At 48.8% G+C, this 9324-nt stretch carries 12 protein-coding genes; 11 read left to right on the forward strand and 1 reads right to left on the reverse strand.

Going from position 1 to position 9324, the window contains the following annotated elements; genetic code table 11:
• Positions 1-97 precede the first annotated feature (97 nt).
• From KDK17_RS13500 to KDK17_RS13545, 10 genes are all read left to right on the forward strand, one after another.
• Positions 98-397, forward strand: a complete 300-nt coding sequence (locus KDK17_RS13500; protein WP_257253067.1) for a nucleotidyltransferase family protein — start codon at positions 98-100, stop codon at positions 395-397.
• 83 nt (positions 398-480) lie between these two features.
• Positions 481-735 (forward strand): DUF86 domain-containing protein, encoded by a 255-nt coding sequence (locus KDK17_RS13505; RefSeq protein WP_257253069.1) that lies wholly within the window; start codon positions 481-483, stop codon positions 733-735.
• A gap of 26 nt (positions 736-761) precedes the next feature.
• Positions 762-1433 (forward strand): phospholipid-binding protein MlaC, encoded by a 672-nt coding sequence (locus tag KDK17_RS13510; RefSeq protein ID WP_257253070.1) that lies wholly within the window; start codon positions 762-764, stop codon positions 1431-1433.
• 41 nt (positions 1434-1474) lie between these two features.
• Positions 1475-1792, forward strand: coding sequence for a lipid asymmetry maintenance protein MlaB (locus KDK17_RS13515; RefSeq protein WP_257253072.1), 318 nt, complete (start codon positions 1475-1477; stop codon positions 1790-1792).
• 81 nt (positions 1793-1873) lie between these two features.
• Positions 1874-2266: a BolA family protein gene (locus KDK17_RS19605; RefSeq protein WP_373691593.1), complete on the forward strand. Its 393-nt coding sequence runs from the start codon at positions 1874-1876 to the stop codon at positions 2264-2266.
• A gap of 25 nt (positions 2267-2291) precedes the next feature.
• Positions 2292-3554, forward strand: a complete 1263-nt coding sequence (gene murA / locus KDK17_RS13525; protein WP_257253102.1) for a UDP-N-acetylglucosamine 1-carboxyvinyltransferase — start codon at positions 2292-2294, stop codon at positions 3552-3554.
• Positions 3555-3755: 201 nt separating this feature from the next.
• Entirely contained in the window at positions 3756-4400 is a 645-nt protein-coding gene (gene hisG / locus KDK17_RS13530) for an ATP phosphoribosyltransferase (RefSeq protein WP_257288273.1), read from the forward strand.
• A gap of 107 nt (positions 4401-4507) precedes the next feature.
• Positions 4508-5812: a histidinol dehydrogenase gene (gene hisD, locus KDK17_RS13535; protein ID WP_257253075.1), complete on the forward strand. Its 1305-nt coding sequence runs from the start codon at positions 4508-4510 to the stop codon at positions 5810-5812.
• 16 nt (positions 5813-5828) lie between these two features.
• Positions 5829-6521: a TVP38/TMEM64 family protein gene (locus KDK17_RS13540; RefSeq protein WP_257288274.1), complete on the forward strand. Its 693-nt coding sequence runs from the start codon at positions 5829-5831 to the stop codon at positions 6519-6521.
• A 70-nt stretch (positions 6522-6591) separates the two neighbouring features.
• A complete protein-coding gene (locus KDK17_RS13545; RefSeq protein ID WP_257253077.1) occupies positions 6592-7164 on the forward strand; it encodes a hypothetical protein in 573 nt (190 codons plus the stop codon).
• A gap of 7 nt (positions 7165-7171) precedes the next feature.
• On the opposite strand, the gene KDK17_RS13550 is transcribed toward KDK17_RS13545, so the two are convergent.
• Positions 7172-8299, reverse strand: coding sequence for a S1C family serine protease (locus tag KDK17_RS13550; RefSeq protein WP_257282096.1), 1128 nt, complete (start codon positions 8297-8299; stop codon positions 7172-7174).
• 194 nt (positions 8300-8493) lie between these two features.
• Between KDK17_RS13550 and KDK17_RS13555 the strand changes: the two genes are divergently transcribed.
• The gene (locus KDK17_RS13555; RefSeq protein ID WP_306670844.1) at positions 8494-9255 is read left to right on the forward strand and encodes a Nif3-like dinuclear metal center hexameric protein; all 762 of its coding nucleotides are present in this window, start codon (positions 8494-8496) and stop codon (positions 9253-9255) included.
• The last annotated feature ends 69 nt before the right edge of the window (positions 9256-9324 follow it).

Here is a 9324-nt window from a genome sequence, read left to right on the forward strand (position 1 = left end):
GACCAATTTATTGCAACCGCAGTAGGACAGCCTTAAGTCCGACAGGCTGCTAGATAGCAGGTATCAGTAAACAGGAAGGAGAATTCAGGAGAGCAGAATGCCAAAGCTTACCATGAATGAATTGCGTGAGTATCGCGTGAGTATCATACGTATAGTTGAAAGTTACCATTGCTCTAATCCAGGAGTGTTTGGGTCTCTGGCTCGAAATGGCTATATCGATGAGGGGAATGATATTGACATTCTGGTAGAATCCACTGACCAGACAACACTTTTTGATATTGGTAATATCGAATGCGACTTGAAAGATCTGTTGAATATTCCTGTTGATGTAGTCGCTCGTGAATCTATTTATGAACCCTATAGAAAGCAAATAGAGCAGGACATTAGGGTGTTGTGAATTATGGTCAAGGAAGTGAGATATCCAGTGGAGAAAATGCTGGAAAGCATTGAATGTATTGAGCGTAATCTGGCAGTTGCACATTGGCCCGGTTCAAGGCAGATAGACAGTTACAGGATGTCGTAATGGTGCGCATGGTCATTATTGGGGAAGAAGCTGGCAAAGTCATGAAAATTCCCGGGTTTGAGCCCGCTCCAGCTCTTCGGTCATCGCTTCGAGGTGCAGGGCAAATGCGTAACAGGGCTGCTCATGCTTATGGAACTCTGGATATAGAACTGGTTTGTCGAACCATCGAACAAAATTTGCCAGAGCTTAAAAGGCTATTAAATTCAATTTAGAAAGCCTGCAAAGGAAGATAGAATCAATGATGAAAATGGTAAAGACTGTTCAACAATTCATGGTGGGGCTGGTCTGCCTGATGGCGGCGGGAATGTCTTATGCTGCACCTGTTTTGCAGCCACCGGAAGAGGAAGTCAAGAGGATTACTTCCGAGCTGCTGGATACCTTCAATAAGAATAAGGAGCGTTACCAGAAAGACCCTGAAGGTTTTTTCAGGGAAGTCAATCGACTTTTATCTCCGGTAGTGGCATTTGATCAGGTAGCCCGCTATGTCATGGGCAAATTTGCTCACCGCAGCCCTGATCAGGTTGATAAGTTTGAATCGGCATTCAGAGACAGTCTGATCCGTTTCTATGGCAAGGCGCTATTGTCTCTGGACGACACTAGCCTGATTATCGACAGTGTGGATAAAACTTCTCCCGAGCTGCTGAAAAAATATCAGGAAGGCCAAACCAGTCGTGTCCCCGTCAAGATGAAGGTTCGCACCAGCACCAACACGGTCGAGATCTTTTACTCAATGGTACACGTTGATGGTCGCTGGAAGCTGCGAAACGTGTCTATTGAAGGCATCAACATTGCCAAGCAGTTCCAGAGCCAGTTTGCCGATGCTATGAAAAAGCACAAGAAAGTGCCTTACGTGGTAGAGCACTGGGCTGCCATCATGTCGGCTTCAACAGACGGGAACATTAACAAGTAGTCTGGTCAATTTTTTACTGTGAGCATTCAGGAATTCAAATTATGCAGCTTGAACGATTGGCGCCAGGGCAGTTTTCACTTCGCGGGATTGTCAATGTTGATAATGCTGTCGAAGTGGAGAGTGAGGGACGTAGACTGTTGGAAGAGGACATAGCTCCCGGAGGTGTCCTGAGAGTCAGTCTTGGAGAACTGCTAAAAGGAGATAGCTCAACCCTTTCTGTCTGTCTGTCCTGGATCAGGCTGGCTCAGAGTAAGGGCGGGCATCTCTGCCTCTCTGATATGCCGGAGGAGCTTGCTGCCCTGGCCAAGGTCTGTGGAATAGCACCCATTTTGCAGGAAAGTACTTGCCCCACTTCCTGATTGAACGTAATTGCAGTCTTTTGGCTGCCAGTCCCCTTTGGGACTGGTCAGTGCAGTCAATGTCCGATATGATTCATCGATTTGCCCGCAAGCATGTACGGCGAGCACAGGCTTGTTGAATGGCTGTTGGATTTTTTCATGGAAATACCGCTGTTGGGTGGTGTTTTTGTGTTTATGCTTTTGAGGCGTGAGACGGCTTTTATCCGGCTCATGCCTGTTTTGAGAGGTGAATGCATGCAAGCCACCGAAGTTAAGGCGCTGCTGGAAGAGAGTATCCCGGGGTCAAAGGTTCTGGTAGAAGGGGAAGGATGTGACTTTCGACTCACCGTTATCAGTGACCAGTTTGAAGGGGCCCTGCCCGTTAAACGTCAGCAGATGGTATACAAACACCTGAATGAACTGATCGCCAGTGGTGCCATTCATGCGGTGACCATGACCACCCAGACACCTTCCGAAGCTCAGCGTCAGACCTAACCAGCAGATCACAGGTGAAACTATGATGGATAAACTGATTATCACTGGTGGTACGCGTCTGGATGGCGAAATTCGTATCTCCGGTGCCAAGAATTCTGCGCTGCCTATTCTGGCAGCCACCCTGCTGGCGGATGACCCGGTTACCGTCTGTAACCTTCCTCACTTGCACGATATCACTACCATGTTTGAGCTGTTTGGCTGTATGGGTATTGATCTGATGGTCGATGAGCGTATGAACGTTGAAGTTCATGCCAGTACCATCAAACAGCTAAGAGCTCCCTATGAACTGGTAAAAACCATGCGGGCTTCCATTCTGGTTTTGGGGCCTCTGTTGGCCCGGTTCGGTCGTGCTGAAGTCTCTCTGCCTGGTGGCTGTGCCATCGGCAGTCGCCCGGTTGATCTTCACATTCGTGGCCTTCAGGCTATGGGGGCTGACATTGTGGTTGAAGACGGTTACATCAAGGCCAGCATCAAGGACCGTCTGAAAGGTGCCCGTATCTTTATGGATACCGTCACCGTCACCGGAACTGAAAACATTCTTATGGCAGCCTGTCTGGCAGACGGTGAAACCATTATTGAGAATGCTGCCCGTGAGCCGGAAGTGGTTGATCTGGCGGAATGCCTGATGACCATGGGTGCCAGGATTGAAGGTGCTGGTACCGATGTTATCCGTGTTCAGGGCGTTGAGCGTCTGAACGGATGTACTTATTCAGTTCTGCCCGATCGTATCGAAACCGGTACTTATCTGATCGCTGCCGCTGCAACCGGTGGCAGAGTTCGCCTTAAGGATACTCAGCCTGATCTGCTGGATGCGATTCTGATCAAGTTACGTGAAGCCGGAGCCTGCGTGGAATGGGGCGAAGATTGGATTGAGCTGGACATGATGGGTAAACGTCCCGCAGCGATTGATCTCAAGACGGCTCCCTATCCTGCCATGCCTACAGATATTCAGGCACAGTTTACGGCCTTGAACCTGATTTCTGAAGGCGTCGGTAGTATTACAGAGACCGTCTTCGAAAACCGCTTCATGCATGTTCAGGAAATGAAGCGAATGGGCGCTGACGTGAAAGTAGAAGGCAACACGGTTGTGATCAAAGGGGTTGATTCTCTGAAGGCGGCTCCTGTTATGGCGACAGATCTGAGGGCGTCAGCCAGTCTGGTCATCGCGGGTCTGATCGCTGAAGGTGACACGGTTGTTGAGCGCATCTATCACATTGATCGTGGTTACGAATGTATTGAAGAGAAGCTTCAGCAGCTCGGTGCGAAAATTCAGCGGGTACCTGCCTGATAGTCTCCTGAACCCGAAAAACTTATGGCGGTCATGTGTCAGGGGAAGCTTCCAGCTATCCCCTGATCTTGTTAGATCAGTTCTGAATCTTTTTCTCTCATAAAAGTATAAAAACTCCCTGTCGGTACGGCAGTCTAACACTCACGTCATGTTCTGTTTGGTGTAAACTACCCCACTTAACGCGAAGGAAGCCTGTCCCAGATGTCTAGCCAGATCACAATAGCGCTTTCCAAAGGGCGCATACTTAAAGATACGCTGCCACTGCTTAAGGAGGCGGGTATTGAGTTAGCTGAAGACCCTGCCAAGAGCAGGAAGCTGATTATTTCTACCACTCATCCAGACGTCAACCTTTTGATTGTCAGAGCCAGTGACGTACCCACTTATGTTGAGTACGGTGCTGCTGATGTGGGGGTGGCGGGAAAAGATGTGTTACTGGAACATGGATCGACAGAGCTTTATGAGCCTTTGGACTTGCAGATTGCCCAATGCAAGCTGATGACTGCGGGTAAAAAAGGGCATGAAGAGCCGACAACCGGTCGGGTCAAAGTAGCGACCAAGTTTGTGAATGTCGCCAGACGCTACTACGCCTCTCAGGGGCGTCAGGCTGATGTAATCAAACTTTACGGGTCTACGGAGCTGGCACCGCTGGTGGGTCTGGCAGATACCATTATTGATGTCGTTGATACCGGTAATACTCTGAGGGCCAACGGGCTGGAGCCAAAAGAATTGATCACTCACGTATCCTCCAGACTGGTTGTAAACAGAGCTTCCATGAAAGTGAAGTTTGAAGCCATTAATGCACTGATTCAGCAGTTGAGAGCTGCAGTAGACGCACAAACCTATTAACAGCCATGACTGATGAACGTTTTTTGCCTCAATCCCGGATAAAAGGGTTTTCATGGCAGCTTTCGTGGTAAAAAGTTCATGGTAAAAAAGAGTGACGGAGTAATACGATGACGGTAAATCCTGTACAACTGAGCTACGAAAATCAGGATTTCAATGAGCAGCTGGATCGGCTGCTGGCCTGGGAAAGTGTCTCTGATGAAGAGGTTCAGCATCGTGTTAAGCATATCATTGCCGAAGTGCGCTCCCGTGGTGATGAGGCTCTGGTAGAGTTTACCCATCGATTTGATCGCCTTTCCGTTTCTGGTATGGCGGATCTTACTCTGGGGGAAGAGCAGCTACAGAAGGCACTGGAAACCATCCCGCAGGAACAGAGAAAGGCTCTGGAAGTTGCTGCTAAAAGAATCAGAAGCTATCACGAGCGTCAAATGCAATCTTCCTGGACTTACGAAGAAGAGGATGGAACCCTGCTTGGGCAACAAGTGTTGCCTATGGATCGTGTAGGTCTTTATGTGCCGGGAGGCAAGGCTGCCTACCCTTCATGCGTTATGATGAATGCCATCCCGGCTCATGTTGCTGGCGTAAAAGAAATTGTTATGGTGGTGCCCACACCGGATGGTGTCGTCAATGACATGGTGCTTGCCGCTGCCGCTGTTGCTGGCGTCAAGAAAGTGTTTACCATAGGTGGGGCCCAGGCTGTAGCCGCTCTTGCCTATGGTACTGAAACCGTTCCCGGCGTGGACAAGATCGTTGGCCCTGGCAATATCTATGTTGCCACCGCTAAGCGTGAAGTGTTTGGTCAGGTAGGTATCGATATGATCGCAGGTCCATCTGAAATTATGATAGTCTGCGATGGTCGTACAGATCCGGACTGGATTGCTATGGATCTGTTTTCTCAGGCTGAGCACGACGAAGACGCTCAGGCGATTCTGGTGTCTCCGGATCAGTTTTTTCTTGATCAGGTTATAGCAAGTATGCGTCGATTGCTGCCCGACATGGAGCGTAAGAAGATTATTGCAGAATCGCTGAACAACAGAGGCATTATGATCCATGTTCCGAATATGAAAGCCGCCTGTGACGTCACCAACCGAATCGCTCCTGAACACCTCGAGTTATCAGTAGAAAATCCTCAGGCTCTGTTGTCTGATATCCGTCATGCCGGTGCTATTTTTATGGGTCGTTACACAGCCGAAGCCTTGGGTGATTATTGTGCCGGTCCGAATCATGTATTGCCTACCTCCGGTACTGCGCGTTTTTCCTCCCCGCTGGGGGTTTATGATTTCCAGAAGCGATCTTCTCTGATTCATTTTTCATCCGAAGGGGCTTCAGAAATGGGTAAAGTAGCCTCTGTGCTGGCGCGAGGAGAATTTCTGACAGCTCACGCCCGTTCAGCGGAATATCGTATCAAGAAATGAAGCATCGACTCTTGGTATGTCATTTTCATTCATTCTCGGGGTAAGCAAAAAGTCTGTTATCGGAGCGGTTATCCTCAGCACTGTACCATTGCTATTCAGTTCCTGGGCGGCCTCGGTGTTAATCCGGTACCAGACTGATCTATCCGATCTAAGTATTGGGCAATGGTTCCCTTTCTTTCTATTGAGTGCTGCGACCATGGCTCTGGCTCTGACTCCCAGTACTTTTGTTGCAATGCTAGCAGGTTTTTTTCTGGGCTGGGATGCCATCCTCTATATGTTGCCAGCCTATTTGTTGGCTTCAGCAATGGGCTACTGGGTAGGTGTACTCCTGGATGGTGGACACCTGATGCAATCCATTCAAAACAACCCACGGGTCAAAAAAACACTGGAAACCCTGAATGCCAGTGGTTGGAGCCTGATGTTTCTGATCAGGCTTTCGCCCGTTCTGCCTTTTGCATTAATGAACCTTTTAATGCCCGCACTGAATATTTCGTTTTCGGTTTTCCTGCTGGGTGGTTTTTTTGGCATGCTTCCCAGAACACTTTTTTCCATCTGGTTGGGCATCAAAGCTCACGACATTATTTCACTGATGAATGGCGAGTTATCAGTGCCGGAGTCAAGCTGGTTGGTAATGCTGCTGATTGTTGTGTCCGTCGGTGGGCTCCTCTTTCTGTTGAATCGTGCAGCAAAACAGGCACTGACGATATAACTGGAAAATGATCAGATAAGCTTGGCACCTGCTATGTTTGTCACTCTCAGCTGAATAAATAGAGGCAAGCATGTGCAGGATAGTTCGGGGGGCATTGTTTGTGGGTTTATATCTGATTTTAATGTGTCTCAATGGTTGGGCTCTGGGGTCTTCCAAAACAGAAGCCGTTTGTCACTCATCTGGAACAAAAGTGTGTGTGACGGTTGAACAGAATGATTATGAAAAGTGGCTTTGGTTTTCCACATCATGCCATTCGGACTGTGTCTATTATCACGATGCTTTTGTGGAACAGTTTCTTCCTCTGGAACATCTGACCCATATTGCTCATTTCGGAATAAATCTTCGGAAAAAAACAGATGGCAAGCTGGTTTGGAGCCATTATAAGCTAGGCAGTGGTTATAAAAAGCAGGCTTTGATCGTCGAGGTGGAAGTGACAAAGCAGGATCGCTTTGAGAGTATTGGTGGCAGGCAGTTCAACCATATGCTGTTGGATGATCTGACCAGACTCCAGCCTGTAACCCCGGAAATATTGAAACGTTACCATACCAATTATGATGAATGGCTTTGGTCGGGTGTGGCTTATGTGGGTACCTTTTTTGCCGGTGTTATCGGTACCATGATTTTGCTGATATTTATAGGATAATCCTCAATCAGTTGACCATGTTGGGTCGTGTAGCGACAACCGCTTTCATTTCAAGAGGTTGGTTATTACGCAGAATCTGCAAGGTCACTTCACTCCCCGGTGGTTCCTGGGCCACCATATTCATGACTTTCCTGCCATCGCTGGTATTGATGTTATTGATGGCTATCAGAATGTCTCCGCGTTTCAGACCGGCCATATCTGCAGGACCATTGTCGTAGACACCTGAAATCAAAATGCCGGCATTGCTTTCGACACCGTAAGCTTCTGCCAACCGGCTGGTAAGCGGTTGTGATTCTATGCCTAGCCAACCCCGCACAACCCGACCGTACTTGATGATGGACTGAGTGACAAATCGAGCCATGCTGGAGGGAATAGCAAAGCCAACGCCTTCATTACCTCCACCTCTGGAAAACAACAGCGTGTTAATGCCCAGCAGTTCACCACGGGCGCTGATCAGAGCCCCTCCTGAGTTACCCACGTTGATGGCGGCATCGGTCTGAATAAAATCTTCATAAGTATTGAGGCTGAGGTCATTCCTGCCAGTTGCACTGATGATCCCCATGGTGACTGTTTGCCCCAGTCCAAAGGGGTTACCAATCGCCAGAACGACGTCCCCCACTTCGTTTTGACCAGAGTCAACAAGATTCAGGCTGGGTAAATCGTTTAGATCTATTTTCAGTACCGCAAGGTCCGTCTCCGGGTCCCTGCCGACAATCGCTGCAGATTCTTCCCTACCATCTTTCAGTACAGCCACAATTCGGTCGGCGCCTTCGATAACGTGATTGTTGGTCAGCAAGTAGCCGTCAGGGCTGATGATGACTCCGGAGCCAAGGCTGGTTTCTACCTTGGCTCTGCCAAGATTATTTTCTGTGAAGGGGCTCTTGGGCATTCTCGAGCGGCTGGATTCATCGACCAATGTGGCGGTAGCAATGTTGACCACTGCAGGTGCTGCTATCTTGACTGCCGAGCTATAGGAAATCTCGCCAATGCCCAAGAGTTGTTCACTCCTGTTGAGCACATTATTGAAATTCAGTTGGGGCAGGCCCAGCCAGTTCGGAGCAAACAATATCGCCAGCAAGGCCACAATCAGGCCTGACAGGGCGGGGTAGATGAGCTGGTTGAGAAGTTTTTTCATGATGTACTTGTCAGTGATTGTGGGCCGGGGCTTTCGTTGCTGTAAATAAAAATTCTTGAAACCTGCAAGCCAGCAGTATAATTCCTTAATATACCTGTATTTCTTGGCTGATAGATAGCCCCGAAACTTGTGCAAAGCGGGTCGATAAACATGGCGTCAAAGGCTCTCAGATTCAATAAACAGTGGAGTGGAGAATGAGCATCACCCTGAAACAGCTGGTGAAGATCCTGGATGATGAACTTCAGCCAGGGCTGTTCAAAGATTATTGCCCCAACGGCCTACAGGTCGAAGGGAGCGATCAGGTTAAACATCTTGTGACCGGTGTAACCGCCTGTCAGGACTTGATTGATAGGGCCATTGAACTCAACGCCAACGCTATTTTGGTTCATCACGGTTACTTCTGGAAGGGGGAAGATTCTGCCATTGTAGGTATGAAGAAGCGCCGGATTGAAACGCTTCTCAAGCACAACATCAGCTTAATCAGCTATCACCTGCCGCTGGATGGGCATCAGGAGTTGGGTAACAATGCCCAGTTAGCCAAACTCCTTTGCTGGAAGACAGAGGGTGGCATGGAGCCGGGAAAAAATCGCTCTGTAGGTAACTGGGGAGCACCTGTGGCTCCCGTTTCTCTGGAAGCTCTGGGGGAGCAGATTGAAGAAAAGCTGGGTCGTAAACCTCTGCTGATTTCGGGCGGTGACCATGAGATCAAAACTCTGGCCTGGTGTACTGGTGCTGCCCAGCGCATGATTGATCTGGCTCTGGATCTGAAGGTAGATGCTTTTGTGAGCGGTGAAATCTCCGAATCGACGGTTCATTTTGCCCGTGAAAATGGCATTCACTACATCAGCGCCGGACACCACGCTACTGAGCGCTACGGTGTCAGGGCTCTGGGCGAATGGTTGCAAGAAAAGCAGGCTATTGAACATACTTTTGTCGATATCGATTCTCCCGTTTGATTTTCAGGCTGAATAGGCAGATGGATACCTTATTGCGTTTCCGGCGGCGTTTTGGGGTTAATATAATGT

It is taken from the genome of Endozoicomonas sp. SESOKO2, assembly GCF_024606245.1.
In the GTDB taxonomy this organism is placed as follows: domain Bacteria; phylum Pseudomonadota; class Gammaproteobacteria; order Pseudomonadales; family Endozoicomonadaceae; genus Endozoicomonas_A.